This window comes from Mycobacterium sp. DL440 (genome assembly GCF_011745145.1).
Lineage (GTDB): Bacteria > Actinomycetota > Actinomycetes > Mycobacteriales > Mycobacteriaceae > Mycobacterium.
This window is the reverse complement of sequence record NZ_CP050191.1, coordinates 5,006,325-5,021,341: the sequence shown is the minus strand read 5'-3', so window position 1 is coordinate 5,021,341 and position 15,017 is coordinate 5,006,325. Positions and strand designations below refer to the sequence as shown.

The 15,017-nt window shown below is 66.1% G+C and carries 16 protein-coding genes; 6 read left to right on the top strand and 10 right to left on the bottom strand.

All coding sequences use genetic code 11. The features are described from left to right. Window positions 1-8: 8 nt before the first annotated feature. Together HBE63_RS24480 and HBE63_RS24475 are read right to left on the bottom strand one after the other, a co-directional pair. Window positions 9-1,223 (bottom strand): EspA/EspE family type VII secretion system effector, encoded by a 1,215-nt coding sequence (locus tag HBE63_RS24480; protein WP_166907065.1) that lies wholly within the window; start codon window positions 1,221-1,223, stop codon window positions 9-11. Window positions 1,224-1,857: 634 nt separating this feature from the next. Beyond that, window positions 1,858-2,709: an LLM class F420-dependent oxidoreductase gene (locus HBE63_RS24475; protein ID WP_166907064.1), complete on the bottom strand. Its 852-nt coding sequence runs from the start codon at window positions 2,707-2,709 to the stop codon at window positions 1,858-1,860. A gap of 150 nt (window positions 2,710-2,859) precedes the next feature. On the opposite strand from HBE63_RS24475, the gene HBE63_RS24470 reads away from it, so the two are divergent. Next, a complete protein-coding gene (locus HBE63_RS24470) occupies window positions 2,860-4,206 on the top strand; it encodes an NAD-dependent succinate-semialdehyde dehydrogenase (protein ID WP_166907062.1) in 1,347 nt (448 codons plus the stop codon). Here HBE63_RS24470 and HBE63_RS24465 read toward each other — a convergent pair. Further along, window positions 4,199-5,833: a SulP family inorganic anion transporter gene (locus HBE63_RS24465; RefSeq protein ID WP_166907060.1), complete on the bottom strand. Its 1,635-nt coding sequence runs from the start codon at window positions 5,831-5,833 to the stop codon at window positions 4,199-4,201. The genes HBE63_RS24470 and HBE63_RS24465 overlap by 8 nt on opposite strands. Window positions 5,834-5,913: 80 nt before the next feature. On the opposite strand from HBE63_RS24465, the gene HBE63_RS24460 reads away from it, so the two are divergent. Then, a complete protein-coding gene (locus tag HBE63_RS24460) occupies window positions 5,914-6,291 on the top strand; it encodes a thiol-disulfide oxidoreductase DCC family protein (RefSeq protein ID WP_166907058.1) in 378 nt (125 codons plus the stop codon). Window positions 6,292-6,300: 9 nt separating this feature from the next. Then, window positions 6,301-7,308, top strand: coding sequence for a PHP domain-containing protein (locus HBE63_RS24455; RefSeq protein ID WP_166907056.1), 1,008 nt, complete (start codon window positions 6,301-6,303; stop codon window positions 7,306-7,308). Here HBE63_RS24455 and HBE63_RS24450 read toward each other — a convergent pair. Continuing rightward, entirely contained in the window at window positions 7,297-7,587 is a 291-nt protein-coding gene (locus HBE63_RS24450) for a YiaA/YiaB family inner membrane protein (protein WP_064883028.1), read from the bottom strand. The genes HBE63_RS24455 and HBE63_RS24450 overlap by 12 nt on opposite strands. A gap of 61 nt (window positions 7,588-7,648) precedes the next feature. Further along, the gene (locus HBE63_RS24445) at window positions 7,649-8,266 is read right to left on the bottom strand and encodes a TetR/AcrR family transcriptional regulator (protein WP_166907055.1); all 618 of its coding nucleotides are present in this window, start codon (window positions 8,264-8,266) and stop codon (window positions 7,649-7,651) included. A 59-nt stretch (window positions 8,267-8,325) separates the two neighbouring features. On the opposite strand from HBE63_RS24445, the gene HBE63_RS24440 reads away from it, so the two are divergent. Then, window positions 8,326-9,486 carry an FAD-dependent monooxygenase gene (locus HBE63_RS24440; RefSeq protein ID WP_166907054.1) on the top strand — a complete coding sequence of 387 codons (1,161 nt, stop codon included), beginning with the start codon at window positions 8,326-8,328 and terminating at the stop codon, window positions 9,484-9,486. After that, window positions 9,432-9,863, top strand: a complete 432-nt coding sequence (locus tag HBE63_RS24435) for a hypothetical protein (protein ID WP_166907053.1) — start codon at window positions 9,432-9,434, stop codon at window positions 9,861-9,863. Before HBE63_RS24440 ends, HBE63_RS24435 begins: the two co-directional genes overlap by 55 nt. Here HBE63_RS24435 and dinB read toward each other — a convergent pair. Further along, on the bottom strand, window positions 9,860-11,065 hold the full coding sequence (gene dinB / locus HBE63_RS24430; RefSeq protein ID WP_166907052.1) for a DNA polymerase IV: 1,206 nt from the start codon (window positions 11,063-11,065) through the stop codon (window positions 9,860-9,862). The genes HBE63_RS24435 and dinB overlap by 4 nt on opposite strands. Before the next feature lie 24 nt (window positions 11,066-11,089). After that, window positions 11,090-11,731 carry a TetR/AcrR family transcriptional regulator gene (locus HBE63_RS24425; protein WP_166907051.1) on the bottom strand — a complete coding sequence of 214 codons (642 nt, stop codon included), beginning with the start codon at window positions 11,729-11,731 and terminating at the stop codon, window positions 11,090-11,092. 78 nt (window positions 11,732-11,809) lie between these two features. Between HBE63_RS24425 and HBE63_RS24420 the strand changes: the two genes are divergently transcribed. Beyond that, entirely contained in the window at window positions 11,810-13,279 is a 1,470-nt protein-coding gene (locus HBE63_RS24420; protein WP_166907050.1) for an NAD(P)/FAD-dependent oxidoreductase, read from the top strand. Window positions 13,280-13,349: 70 nt separating this feature from the next. Here the strand turns inward: HBE63_RS24420 and rraA are convergent, their stop codons facing one another. The 3 genes from rraA to HBE63_RS24405 form a co-directional block, all read right to left on the bottom strand. Further along, on the bottom strand, window positions 13,350-13,829 hold the full coding sequence (rraA, locus tag HBE63_RS24415; RefSeq protein WP_166907049.1) for a ribonuclease E activity regulator RraA: 480 nt from the start codon (window positions 13,827-13,829) through the stop codon (window positions 13,350-13,352). Window positions 13,830-13,849: 20 nt separating this feature from the next. Beyond that, window positions 13,850-14,614, bottom strand: coding sequence for a MerR family transcriptional regulator (locus HBE63_RS24410; RefSeq protein WP_166907048.1), 765 nt, complete (start codon window positions 14,612-14,614; stop codon window positions 13,850-13,852). A gap of 44 nt (window positions 14,615-14,658) precedes the next feature. Beyond that, on the bottom strand, window positions 14,659-15,017 hold a 359-nt coding region (locus tag HBE63_RS24405), incomplete at its 5' end, for a hypothetical protein (RefSeq protein WP_166907047.1).

Sequence of the window (15,017 nt, the reverse complement as noted above, 5' to 3'; positions counted from 1 at the left end):
GGCGTAGTTCAGGATCGGGCAGTGGGTACGGGGGTTGCGCCATCGCCGCGAGCACGTGGGGCGACGGGCGCGCGTTGGCTGGTATGAGCGGCGGGTGCAGCCGCTGCCGGGGCCTTGGGCTGCGGGGCGGTCGGGGCAGCGGGTGGCGGTCCCGCAGCCGCGGGAGCTTTTGATGTCGTGGGTGGGGGCGTGCTCGGCGTGGTCGGGCTCAAGGGCGCTGGATTCCCGTAAGGCGTAGCCGGTGGGCCGTAGACGATCGGTTCTTCCGGGCTGGGCACCGTGTAGGTAGTCTTGGAATCCGATCGCGACGGCGCCTTGGTTGGGGCATGGGAGTCTGGTAGCGGCGTCTCCTTCTTGGGGCGAGCTAGCTGTTCGTCGGGATCGTCCTGATCCGGCACCGCGAAGACTTCGCACCCTCCCATGGGCTTCCCTGAGGTGTCTTTTGCCGCGCCTTCGTACCCGCCGAGATGGTCGCGGATGCGCGAGGCGTTCTCCAAGCTGTTCTTGAACAGGACGCCGATCGCGGAACCCGCGATTCCCGTTGCTGTGGCGGCAGCGACGGTATCCAATGCCATCTTTAGTGCGGCACTCGGTCCCGTGGCATTCATTGCCATGGTCGCGTAGTCGTAGGCCTTGAGCCAGTCGATCTGGTCGTCGAGGGTTTCCCGGGTACGGCCAACCTGTTCCGCCTCGATGTCGAGGACTTTTGCAACTTCGAGGTCAGCGTCCTCTACCTCGAAAGTGACGCGTCGATGCGAGGCGTTCACCGCGTTGTAGACCTGCGAGGCGGTTCCATCCCACCGGTCCGTATGCGGCTCTGCGGCGATGAGGGTGTCCACAACCGTCGCGAGACGTTCACTCGAGCCACGGAATTCGTCGCCGTTAGTGGGGTTTCCCGATCCCGTGGTCAACTTCATGCCGTCGATCGCCAATTGAGCGAGCCATAGGATCTTGGACTCGGCTGGTACGAGACTCTTCATCGAGTTGAATCCCGTCGGCAGTGGTCCTACTCCGAATCCGAGGCTTGTGAGGCCCTCGCCGATGTCTCCGAGGTCGTCCGCAAGCTTGAAGCCGTCTTGAAGAGCGCCGCCCATGTCCCCGTCGAGGAGGTTGTCGACGAGACTCGCCCCGTCCTTCGCGCCGTTGACTACACCGCTGGCGAGTTTGAGAGGACCGTTCGCGAAATCCGTCACGCTGTCGGTAAAACGGTCGAGAAAACCCATGAACGCGCCCCCTTGCCTGGAAGAAAGTTTAGCGGCGCGATCGCAGGAACCAGCGCGGCAATTTGAACCGCGCACTGAAATCGCACCCGGCCGCGCGTCTCGGCCGAAGGCAAGTTTGAGAGATCTCTTAATTAACTGTTGTGTCTTGCATCACAGGTCGACGGCGTCCCCACAAGTGCTGAAACGTGATCCACATCTCCCATTCTCTCGATCTTGCCACCTCATTCGCCACATTAGTCTCATCAGAAACATCTGATTTTTTTGCGGCGTGCCTCGCACTGTTTGCCGGATGTCGGGTATTTAATGACGTGGTGAGAGTGCTGCGGTAACGTGGAACTACGGGTACAGCAACCAGTAATTCGCAGGAGTGATCACCGTGTACATCAATCCGATCAGCCGGTCACGGATGAGTCGTTTTGCCTGGTCATTGTTCCGTCACCCGATGAAGAGTCGTGAGTTCCCGGCCAAGAACGAACGCCTGGCCACGGCAGACGAGCTACTTCGCTTCGGGGTTTGACGGGTATCCGTCCCTTCGGGCCCGGTGGGCTCGCACCCCGTTGCTGTTTGCTGAATGCAATTCACAACGCCCTCGAACCGACGCATAAGCGCCGATCCGAGGGCGTAACTATATGCGTCAGCGGGTCAGCTGGCCCGAATCTCTGATCGCCTCGGCCAACGGTTCCAGTACGGCAGGATCGTAGGGCGGCGGCAGGTAGATGATCGCCAAATCCAGGCCCTCGGCGCCCAGCGCCGCGGCCTCGTCGACCACCTTCGCGTAATCGCGGTCCTCACCGAGGCGCACGTGCGCCGACAAGGTGATCTCCTTGGGATCGCGGCCGAGGTCGGCGCAATGGGCGGCGAGCACATCGCGCTTACGGGCGAACTCCTCAGGCGGGCCGCCGACGAAGTTCCAGTGGTCGGCGTACTTCGCGGTGATGCGCAGCGTGCGCTTCTCACCGCTGCCGCCGATACAGAACGGCGGATGCGGCTGCTGCGGGCCCTTCGGCTCGTTGCGGGCATCCTTGAGTTGGTAGAACTTGCCGTCGAACGTCGTTGTCTCCTGGGTCAGGAGGCCCTTGAGAACCTCGCAGGCCTCCTCGAACCGGTCGAAGCGTTCCTTGATCGAGCCCAGTTCGATTCCGTAGGCGCCCGACTCCTCCTCGTTCCAGCCGGCGCCGATGCCGAGCTCCAGGCGGCCGTTGGAGACGATGTCGAGTGCCGAAGCCATATTCGCCAGCACGGCGGGATGGCGGTAGTGGATGCCGGTGACGAGCACGCCGACACGCAACCGCTCAGTGGCCTGCGCCAGCGCGGTCAGCGTCGTCCAGCCCTCGAGGCAGGGACCGGACGAGTCGGAGAAGATCGGATAGAAGTGGTCGAACGTCCAGCCGGATTCGAAGACGTCGATCGTGTCGGCCGCTTTCCAGATGGCAAGCATGTCGGCCCAGGTCGTGTTCTGCGGGGATGTTTTGAAGGCGAAGCGCACGTCATCAGAAACTAGTCCCGTCGCAGCATTCATTCCAGAGGATCCGGGCCGTGCTGATTCCGTATCTTCGGTGCCATCTGGCCGCTGCGATCGGTAGTCTCAGGCTGGGAAATATGCGGAATCCCGCGATCAGACCATCTGGGAGTGAACATGAGCGAGTACGCAGTCACCGATCCGGCGACCGCAAAGGTGGTCGCCACCTACCCGACCTCGACCGACGCCGAGATCCAGGCCGCGATCGAGGCTGCTGCCAAGACTGGCCGCACCTGGGCACGTACCACCACGGTGGCCGAGCGGGCCGCGCTCATCGGTAAGGTCGCCGCCCTGCACGAGCAGCGCCGCGAGCAACTCGCCGACGTCATCGTCCGTGAGATGGGCAAGCCGCGCGACCAGGCCCTCGGCGAGGTCGACTTCAGCGCTGCCATCTACCAGTACTACGCCGACAACGCGGAGAAATTCCTCGCCGACGAGGAGATCACCCTGCTCGAAGGCGAAGGCGCTGCGGTGGTCAAGCGAGGCCCGGTCGGTGTGCTGCTCGGCATCATGCCGTGGAACTACCCCTACTACCAGGTGGCCCGCTTCGCCGGTCCAAACCTGATCGTGGGCAACACAATTCTGCTCAAGCACGCCCCGCAATGCCCCGAATCCGCCGAGCTGTTGCAGCTGATCTTCCTGGAGGCCGGTCTGCCGCAGGGCGCCTACGTCGACATCCGTGCCACCAACGACCAGGTTGCCCAGATCATCGAAGACCCCCGGGTGGCCGCGGTATCGCTGACAGGTTCCGAACGGGCGGGTGCCGCGGTGGCCGAGATCGCCGGCCGCAACCTCAAGAAGTGCGTGCTGGAACTCGGTGGCTCCGATCCGTTCATCCTGCTGTCCACCGATGACATCGACGCGACCGTCCAGGCCGCTGTCGAGGGCCGGATGGAGAACACCGGGCAGGCCTGCAACGCCGCCAAGCGGTTCATCGTCGCCGACGACATCTACGACGACTTCCTGACCAAGTTCACCGAGAAGCTGCTGGCTGCCGCCGACGGGATCGCTCCACTGTCCTCGGAGCTGGCCGCCGAGCGACTCGAGCAACAGGTCAAGGCCGCTGTCGATCAGGGCGCGAAGCTGACCGCGGCGGGTGAGCGCCGCGGTGCCTTCTACCCACCGGCTGTGCTGACCGGCGTCACCGAGGACAACGACGCCTACCGCCAGGAGCTGTTCGGCCCGGTGGCCGTGGTGTACAAGGCCGGCTCGGAGGACGAGGCAGTCGAAATCGCCAACGACACCCCGTTCGGACTGGGCTCCTACGTATTCACCACCGACGCGGATCAGGCCGCGCGGGTAGCCGACCGGATCGATGCGGGCATGGTGTTCGTCAACGCGGTCGGCGCCGAAGGGGCCGAATTGCCGTTCGGTGGCATCAAGCGGTCCGGTTTCGGACGCGAGCTCGGCAAGTTCGGCATGGACGAGTTCGTGAACAAGAAGCTGATCCGTACGGTCACCTGACGTGCGTTCGTGCGTGTTCGACCGCATCGTCCAGCGAGTCGAGCAGGTGGTTTTCGTGTCGCAGTGACTCGAACACGCCGACGTTGGTCAGCAACTCGGCGTGTTCGGGGCGAACGCCCTTGATGATCACCGTGATACCGCGGGCCTCCAATTCAGTGGCGATCTCCGCCAGTGTGTGGGCGCCGGTGGCATCGAGCATGCCGAGTTGCGACATCCGGATGATGACGACGGACGTCTGCGGATGCTCGGCGTCCGCGATCGCGCTCGAAATGCGTTCGGCCGCACCGAAGAACATCGCGCCGTCGAGCCGCAGCAGCGCGATCTGATCGTCCCCGGGCAACCGCGGGGCGGGCAGCTCCTCGCGAACCACGCTGCTGCGCCGCGCCACCGAACGCAACGCGAAGAACGCGGCGACGACGACGCCGATCTCGACGGCCTCGATCAGGTCGAAGCACACGGTGACCGCGGCGGTCAGCAGAAACGTCAATGCATCGGATCGGGTGGAGCGCAGGATCTTCCGGATCGTGCCCGCCGAGATCATCCGGAACGACGTCACCATCAGCACACCGGACAGCGCGGCGAGCGGAATGGTGGACACCGGGCCGGTGGCCAGATACACCACGCCCAGCAGGACGAGCGAGTGCACGATCGCCGCCACCCGCGTCCTCGCGCCGGACCGGACGTTGACCGCGGTGCGGGCGATCGCGCCGGTGGCGGGCATGCCGCCGAAAACTCCGGACGCAACCGAGGCCAGGCCCTGACCCACCAGCTCACGATCGGGGTCGTACGGTCCGGTCGGCGACATGGTGGCGGCGACCCGCGCCGACAGCAGCGATTCGATGGCTGCCAGTGCGGCGATCGCCAGCGCGGCACCCAGCAGGGTGCGCAAGGCGCCGAGGTCGGCGTGGGGGAGCACCGGAGTGGGCAGGTGTGACGGCAACTCACCGATCGCGGCGACCGGAAGGTGGAGGACGGAGACCAGGACGGTAACCACGATCACCGCGGTCAGCGATTCGGGGATGGCCCGGTGCAGCCGGGGCAGGGCGACCATGAGGAGCGCGACGACAGCCACCACCCCAAGGGTTTTCGCCGCGGCGGTCCAGTCCGCGTGGGCGATCGCCGTAAACGCGGCAGGCAGCGTGCGCTCACCGGCCGGGGCCTGCTGGGCGAAGGCGGCGGGAACCTGCTGGAGGAAGATGATCGTCGCGATGCCCAGGGTGAACCCCTCGATCACCGGCCACGGAATGAACGTCACTGCCCGGCCCAGACCGGTGGCCCCGGCTGCCAGCACTATCAGGCCCGCCGCAACGGTCACCAGGGCGATGCTGCCGAGCCCGTGCAGCGCGACGATCGGCGCGAGAACCACCGCCATCGCCCCCGTCGGGCCGGACACCTGCACATGGGAACCGCCGAACACGGCCGCGACCAGGCCGGCCACCACTGCCGTGACCAGCCCTGCGGCGGCTCCCACGCCCGAACTGATCCCGAATGCCAACGCCAACGGCAGTGCCACCACGCCGACGGTCACACCGGCGAGGATGTCGCGGCGCCACGAGCGTGGCAATTCGCTGTAGTCGTCGCGGTGGGGCAGTAGCCGGCCCAAGGTGCCGGCCGTAGTCCTGATCAAGGATTTGCCTGACGGATTTATGGATTGAACGATTTCGCAATCCACTGTACGGCATCGCAAACGCTGGGCACACTGGAGGTATGAGCGGCGTCCTGTACTTCGACGGAAACTGCGGCATGTGCACCCGCAGCGTCAACTCCCTGGTGCGGCGGCAACGGACCGGCGGGCTGCACATCGAGCCGTTTCAACGGCCCGGCACGGCCCAGCGGCTTGGCGTGACAGCCGACGAGCTCACCGAAGCGGCGTGGTGGCAGGACTCCTCGGGCGAGGTGTACCGCGGTGCCGAAGCGATCAACGCCGCCGTGTCGGCCGGTATGGGTACCCGGATTCCGTTGGGGCTGTATCGGATTCCCGGTGTGCGTCAGCTGCAGAACGCCGCCTACCGCTGGGTGGCGAACCACCGTTACCGGTTCCCGGGCGCCACGCCGCACTGTGCCGCGCGGCCGGGGGACTGCTGAGCGGTGCGCATGGATCCGGTGACCGCACTGCGCCAGATCGCGTACTACAAGGACCGCGCGCGCGAGGACCCGCGGCGTGTGATGGCCTATCGCAATGCCGCCGACACCGTCGAGGCGCTGACCGACGCGCAACGGGAACGGCTGGGCGCGTCGAACAGCTGGCAGACGCTGCCGGGCGTGGGACCCAAGACCGCGAAGGTGATTGCCCAGGCCTGGGCCGGTCGGGAGCCCGATACGCTCGTCGAATTACGTTCGGCGGCTGAGGATCTCGGTGGAGGTGAGGTGCGCGCCGCACTGCGGGGTGACCTGCATGTCCACTCCAACTGGTCGGACGGATCCGCCCCGATCGAAGAGATGATGCTGGCCGCGCGCGACCTGGGTCACGAGTACTGCGCGCTGACCGACCATTCCCCGCGGCTGCGAGTGGCCAACGGGCTGTCCCCGGACCGGTTGCGCGAGCAACTCGACGTCATCGAGGAGCTACGCGAGCTGGTGGCGCCGATGCGCATCCTGACCGGGATCGAGGTCGACATTCTCGAAGACGGATCGTTGGACCAGGAACCCGAACTGCTGGAACGCTTGGACATCGTGGTGGCCAGCGTGCACTCCAAACTGGCCATGGACTCCGCGGCCATGACCCGGCGCATGATCAAGGCCGTTTCGAATCCGCACACCGATGTCCTCGGGCACTGCACCGGACGGCTGGTCACCGGCGGACGCGGCGTGCGGCCGGAGTCGAAATTCGATGCGGAGAAAGTCTTCACGGCGTGCCTCGACCACGGCACCGCCGTCGAGATCAACTCCCGGCCCGAGCGGCGCGACCCACCGACCCGGCTGCTGAAGCACGCGCTGGACATCGGCTGCGTCTTCAGCATCGACACCGATTCCCATGCGCCGGGCCAGCTCGAGTTCCTCGGATACGGAGCCCAGCGTGCCCAGGAGGCCGAGGTGCCGATCGATCGGATCGTGAACACCTGGCCGGCAGAACAGCTTCTGGAATGGGCCTCAGGCGGCTGAGGTGAACGGATTATGTTCGGCGATCAGCTTTTCCATCCTGGCCTCGTCGAGCCGCACCCGGATGGTGGTGGCTTCCTGCTGATCGCGGATCACCTTGGCCAGGGTGAACGAGCTCGTCACGAGGAACAGGACGGTCATCGCCAGAAACAGTCGCTGCCACAGATCCAGTGGCAGGAACAGGACCCCGCCGAGCAGACCGAGAAAACTCGCCCCGAAGGCGATGGCGGCCTGGAGGAAGAATGCGGCGGTGACCCTGGATGAGTCGTTGAATGCGTTCATGTTTCGCAGCTTGTCGTAGTCCGTGGTGCTGTGGATGGGGGACATTACTCAGATTTCGTGGTCAATTCCGCTGCCACGGCCGCAGCGCGATCTCAGTGGCCCGCCGCAAGGCCCGGGCGCGGGCCTCGTGGCCGGCGGGTATGCCGGTGTCGACCATGGCCTGGACGGCGCCGGTTACCGCGCCGACAAAGGCCCCGACGATGGCACCCGCGGCGACGGTGTCGAGCTCGTCGGCGTACGCCGCCTGCAGGTGCTGCGCGATCTCCCGCTGGGCGTCGAGCTGGTACTGCAGTGCACGTCCCCGAATCGCCGGAATGGTTTGAACCAGCCGGAAGCGCAGCGCACCCTCTTTGTCGGCGAAGTCGTGGCCGCCGTCGATCACCGAGCCGAGGGCCCGCAGTAGCACATCGGCAGGACGATCCTCGGGGCCGCGCTCCGCGATGGCGTCGAGGGCGGCATGCACCCGGGCGTCGGCACCCGGCAACAACACGTCGTCCTTACTGGCGAAATAGCTGAAGAACGTGCGCGGCGCGATATCAGCGGCCGCGGCGATATCGGCCACCGTCGTGCCGTCGTATCCGTTGGCGGCGAACAGCTTGAGCGCGGCGTCGACGATGGCGGCGCGGGTGCGTTCGCGCTTGCGCTCGCGTAGCGAGGCGGCGGCGGTATCGGCGGGCATGCATCGAGTGTATAACTGCAGTTAGTGCAATATTGCACTAACTGCAGAAAGGTGCAGAGATGAACACGGTGCTCATCGTGGGTGCGGGGGTGGCCGGCTCGACCGCGGCGTTCTGGATGGCCCGGTCGGGAATGGCGGTCACGGTCGTCGAACGCGCCGGTGGTGACCGGTCCAGTGGTAGTCCGGTCGACGTGCGGGGTCCGGCGTACGGCGTCGCGGAGCGCATGGGAGTGCTGCCTGCGCTCAGGTCTGCGGCGACCCGGGCCACCGGGCTCAGTGCCGTAGACCGGGGCGGCCGGCGCATCGGGTGGGCGCCGATGCAACTGGGGAAAGGAATCGAGATTCCCCGTAGCGATCTGGCCGCCATCCTGGCCGACGCCGGGCGCGACGCCGCCGAATACCGGTACGGCGACACGGTCACCTCGCTGAGTCAGAACGCCACTGGCGTCGAGGTCACCTTCGAGCAGGCCGGCCCGCAGGAATTCGATCTGGTGGTAGGCGCCGACGGGTTGCATTCGCGGGTACGGGAATTGGTGGTCGGAACGGGCTTCATCGAGCACCTCGGCATGTACGTCGCCACCGTCGACCTGGCCGAGGCGGCGGACGGCGACACCGTCCTGATGTACAACGAGCCCGGACGTATGGCGGCCGTGCACCCGGCGACCGGTCGCGGCATCGCCGCGTTCATCTTCCGCCACCGGGCGCTGCCGGACTTCGACCACCGCGACTCGTCGGCGCACAAGGACGTCGTCGCCGACGCATACGCCGGCATGGGATGGCGGGTGCCCGACCTGCTGCGGCAGATGCGGGAGGCCCCCGACCTCTACTTCGACTCGGTCAGCCGCGTCCGCATGGACACCTGGTCGTGCGGGCGGATCGTTCTGCTCGGTGACGCGGCCTCATGCGTATCGCTGCTCGGGGACGGATCGAGCCTGGCAATCGCCGGTGCGGCAACGCTTTCCGACTGCGTGGCGGCCAACCGGGACGACCCCGCGACGGCCCTGCGCGAATACGAGCGTCGACACCGCCGCCTCGTGATGCCGCGGCAGCGCCGGATGGGTCCGGGTTCCCGGGTGATCGTCCCGGCCACCGCTTCCGGTGTGCTGGCGCGCAATGCCGCACTACGGGTGACCGGCGGTATTCGACAAGCTCGTAAACTCACGCGATGCACGCGGAACTCGGCATCGACACCGTCATCACCCTGCTCGCCGCCGGCCTGATCTTCCTACTGGCCCTGGTGCTGGGTGTGTGGAAGTACCGGCAGATGGCAACCAGTGAGAACCACCTCGCCCACCCCTACGTGGACATCGCCCACCGAGCCGCCCTGCTGTATTCGTTCGCGACGCTGCTGGTCGCGGTATTCGTCGAACTCAGCGCCTGGCCCACCTGGGTTAACCTCACCGCCGCAATGGTGCTCGTGTTCTTTTTCGTCGTGGCCATCGCCGCCTACATCGAGCACGGCGCCAAGCGTGACACCACCAACCAGTTCGAGCGGCCCACCGCAGGCCTGCATGCGGGGATGCTGGCCCTCATCGCCGGCGAGATCGGTGGATTCGCCGTGCTGCTGGCCGGATTCGTTGCCGCGCAACTGGTCTAGTAGGGCAGCGTCGGCATCTCCAGACCGGGATCGCGGCCGACCAGTACGCCACGGGTCAACATCGCATTGCCGAACCGATGACGTACCTCGTCGATCGCGCCGTCGATGGCCACCGGATCTGGTTCCGAGTCAAAGGGCAGTTCCAACTGCTGGCTGCCCTGGTGGTCGATGTTGGACACCGCGAACCCGATCAGGGTCAGCCCCCGCTCGGCGATCACCGGCGCGGCGGCGGTCACCAGCGCGCGGGCCGCACCCAGGACCGCATCGGTCGAGGCGGTGGCCCGAGGCATGGTGTGCGACCGGGTGGCCCGCCCGAAATCGTCGAAGCGCAAACGCAATACGACGGTCCGACCAGTACGCCCCGCTCCCCGCATGCGGCGGGTGATGCGGTCGACGAGGTTGACCACCACGACATCCACCTCCGCGGCCGACATCGTGTTGCCGCGCCGCCCGAGTGCGCGTTGGGCGCCGACGGAACTCCGCCGGACCCCCGTCGTCACCCGGCGTCGATCGATGTTGCGCGACAGCGCATAGAGCTGTCGCGCCATGGCGCCGCCGACCATGGGGCGCAGGGCCGACTCGGGCAGCTCGGCCACGTCGGCGACGGTCTCGATGCCGTGGGCGTGTAGCTTCTCGGCGGTCTTGGCGCCCACACCCCAGAGCCGGCGCACCGGCAGTGGGTGCAGGAACGCCAGCTCGCGATCGGGCGGCACCAGCAGCAGGCCGTCCGGCTTGGCCACCTGGCTGGCCACCTTGGCCAGGAACTTTGTCCGCGCGATGCCGACAGTGATGGGCAGGCCCACCTGCTCGCTGACCTGTTCGCGCAGCCGTCGGGCGATCTCCACCGGAGTGCCGGACACCCGGCCCAACCCGGACACGTCGAGAAACGCCTCGTCCACCGACAGCGGCTCGACCACCGGCGTCGTGTCGTGGAAGACCTCGAACACGTGCCCGCTGGCCTCCGAATATGCCGACATTCGCGGCGGCACCACGATGGCGTGCGGGCACAGCGCCCGGGCCTGGCCACCGCTCATCGCGGTGCGGACCCCGAACGCCTTGGCCTCGTAACTGGCCGCCAGCACCACGCCACCGCCGACGATCACGGGGCGGCCTCTCAGCGCCGGGTCGTCGCGCTGCTCGACCGATGCGTAGAACGAATCGAGATCAGCGTGCAGGATGGCCGCAGGTTCGGACACGAACATATGTTCGCATAGGCGCCGGACGGGTTAGCGGGCCTCGCCGTAGATGCTGGTCAGCCAGATGTGGGCAAGGGTGTCGACCACCTTGTCGTAGTCGACCGCGGGTTGTTCGGCGGCCAGCGCCGCCATGATGGTGCGCTCGTTCATCAGGTTGAGCGAGGTCGCCAGGTCCATGGCGGGAATAGTGTCCGGGGCGGCGCCGCGGTCGCGCTCGGCGGCGATCAGGGCCGCAGTCAGGTTGATCCATTTCTGCATCAGCCCGGACCAGAACACGCGGAACTCCGGGCTGCTGTTCAGTGCCTCGGTGCCGGCGCGTGCGGTGGCCGGATGTGACCCGAACGAGCTGACGAAGATCTCGATCCCGTGCCGGATGGCCCGCTTGGGATCGGTCGGCATGTCTTCCAGTGCACTGTCGAATCCGGTGTCGGCCCGCTTGATCAGCGGGTCGATCAGCGACAGCAGCACGGCTTCCTTCGAGGGGAAGTAGAAGTAGAAGGTGGGCCGGGAGATTCCGGCGCCTTTGGCCAGGTCATCGACCGATATGTCGGTGAATTTCTTGGTCTCCAGCAGCTGCCTGGCGGTCGCGAGGATGGCCGCCTCACGGTCGTCGCCCGACGGCCGGGCGGCGCGGCGACCGCGCGGGGCGCGCGCCGTACTGGAGGTGGTCACATCCAGCACGATAACACTGTGTTGAATTTATCAACATACTGTTGACCCACTCAACACCGTGTTGATACCGTCGGTCCCATGACCGAACATTTCGATGTTGTGATCGTCGGCGCCGGCATCTCCGGCATCAGCACGGCCTGGCACCTGCAGGACCGCTGCCCCACCAAGAGTTACGTACTCCTCGAGCGTCGCGAGAACATCGGCGGCACCTGGGACCTGTTCAAGTACCCGGGTATCCGCTCCGACTCGGACATGTTCACCCTCGGGTTCCGGTTCAAGCCGTGGGAATCGGCCAAGTCCATCGCCGACGGACAGTCGATCTGGAACTACATCAACGAGGCCGCCGACGAGAACGGCATCAGGAACCACATCCGCACGGGCCACCGCGTCCTCTCGGTGGACTGGTCGGATGCCGACAACCGCTGGACCGTCAGCGTCGAGCACAACGGCGAAGCCAAGCAGATCACCGCGTCGTTCCTGTCGGTGTGCAGCGGCTACTACAACTACGACGAGGGCTACTCGCCCGAGTTCCCGGGGGCCGAGAACTTCAAGGGCCAGATCGTCCACCCGCAGCACTGGCCCGAGGACCTGGACTACACGGGCAAGAAGATGGTCGTGATCGGTTCCGGCGCCACCGCCATCACCCTGATCCCGTCGCTGGTCAGCGGCGGCGTCGGACACGTCACGATGCTGCAGCGCTCGCCCACCTACGTCGGGTCGCTGCCGCTGGTCGATCCGGTGGCCGTGAAGACCAACAAGTACCTGCCGAAGGACCTGGCGCACTTCGTCAACCGGTGGAAGCAGATCGGTTACAGCACCGGCCAGTACCAGATCGCACGCCGCTTCCCGTCGATCTTCAAGCAGTTCTTGCGCAAGATGGGGACCCGCCGCCTGCCCCAGGACTTCGACTACGACAAGCACTTCAGCCCCAGCTACGCCCCGTGGGACGAGCGAGTCTGCCTGGCCCCCAACGGGGATCTGTTCAAGGCCATCCGCTCTGGAAAGGCCGGCGTTGTCACCGACACCATCGACACCTTCACCGAAACCGGCATCAAGCTGACCTCCGGTGAGGAGTTGCAGGCCGACATCATCGTCACCGCAACCGGTCTGAACATGCAGTTGTTCGGCGGCGCAGTGGCGTACCGCAACGGTCAGCCGATCGACCTGACCGAGAGCATGACCTACAAAGGCCTGATGCTCTCCGGTGTGCCAAACATGGCCATCACGTTCGGGTACACCAACGCATCGTGGACGCTGAAAGCCGATCTGGTGTCAGAGTTCATCTGCCGCGTGCTGAACTACATGGACGCCAACGGTTTCGACCGCGTCGAGCCGCAGCACCCCGGTGGCAGTGTCGACGAACTGCCGTTCATGGACTTCACCCCGGGCTACTTCCGGCGCGCCATGGACACCTTGCCGAAGTCAGGTTCGGAAGCGCCGTGGAAGCTCAAGCAGAACTACTTCTTCGACATGCGCACCATCCGCTACGGCAAGGTCGACGAGGAGTCGCTGCTCTTCACCAAACACCGTGCCACCGTGAAGGTTTAGTTTCCCAGCCCAGCAGACGTAAACTCGCCCTTTTCCCGTGAGAAAAGGGCGAGTTTGCGTCTGCTCGCGGTTAGGGAGCGACCAGCACGATGCCGTCCTCGTCGGCATAGGCGATCTCGCCCGGGACGAAGGTCACGCCGCCGAAGCTGACCTCGACGTCGCGCTCACCCTCGCCGGTCTTGGTGCCCTTGCGGGGGTTGGTGCCCAGCGCCTTGATCCCGACGCCGATGGTGCGCAGCGCGGCGGCGTCGCGCACCGCGCCGTGCACGATCACCCCGGACCAACCGTTGTCTGCGGCCAACCCGGCGATGATGTCGCCCACCAGCGCGGTGTGCAGCGACCCGTCGCCGTCGACCACCAGCACCCCGCCGTTGCCCGGGGTCGACAGGATCGACTTGAGCAGCGCGTTGTCCTGGAAACAGCGCACCGTGGTGATCGGCCCGGCGAACATGGCCTTGCCGCCGTAGTTCTGCAACTGCAGGTCGCAGCTACGGACGTCGGGGTAGATCTCGTCGACCAGATCAGCGGTGGCGCGCGGTTCGATACTCACCCGGCGATTATCGCAGCCGGCTAGCCGGCGATGCTTTGCACGATGATGTCGTGCACGAACTGGGCCAGGCCCGGTTCGATTCCGTCGTAGTAGCGGGTGAACCGCTCATCCGCCAGATACATCTGCGCCAGGCAGACGTGCATGTCGTCGCTGCAGTCGTAGAACCGGGAAATGTTGGCGCGATGCCGGGCCGCCAGCTCGTCCGCCTGCGCCGACCCAGGCCGTACCCCGGCGCGCTTACCCTCGGCAAGTGCCGCGAGCAGCGCGTCGTTCTCCGTCTTGAACTCGATCCAGTCCTGCTTGGTCATCTGCGCGGTGCGTTGGCGGGACTGCTTCCATTCCTCGGTGTCGGCCCAGCGCTGTTCGGCCTCCTCGGCGTACTCGTCGAAAACCGCACTGCCGAAGATCTCCACCTGCTCCTCGGCGGTGAGCTGAATTCCCTGGTTGTGGGCGCTCATCAATTCCTCCACTGCCTTGATGGTCTGCTGAAGCTGCTCGGCCTGATCACACAGCAGGCTGTGCTGGCGTTGCAGGTGGGCGAGCACGTCGGCATCGGGATCGTCGAGCAGAGACCGGATCTGATCCAGCGCCAGCCCGACCGACCGGTACACCAGCACCAGGTGCAATCGCTCGATATCGGCGTCGGTGTAGCCGCGGTAACCCGCCGCGGTACGCACGCTGGGCACCACCAGACCGACGTGGTCGTAGTGATGCAGGGTCCGCACCGAGATCTCCGTCAGCGCGGCGACCGCACCGACGGATCTCACCTGCGGACCTGCGTGCATGAGGCCACTATTGGCCCTGACGTCGCGTCAGGGTCAAGCCGAGGTCAGCTGTCCTCGGAATTTCGGCGGCTGAGCACAACCAGGAGCAGAGCCAAAACACCCACGGCCACCACCGCCACCAGCGGCAGTTTGGACGACGGGGGGTCGGCCAACGGGGACGGCACCGGGCCCGACACCGGGTTGGCGGCCGAGGTGACAGTCGACTTGGCTTGGGCGGCAGCCTCTTTGGCTGCCTTGGCGACATCCGGCAACGGGATCACAGGAGCAGGCGCCGGCTCGGCCGGGGGCGCAGCGGCGGCGGACGGAGCCGCAGGCGGAGCGGGCGGGGCTTTCTTGGCCGGGGCCTTCTTCGCCGGAGCTTTCTTCGCGGCCTTGGCCGGAGTCTTCTTGGCCGCGGCTTTCT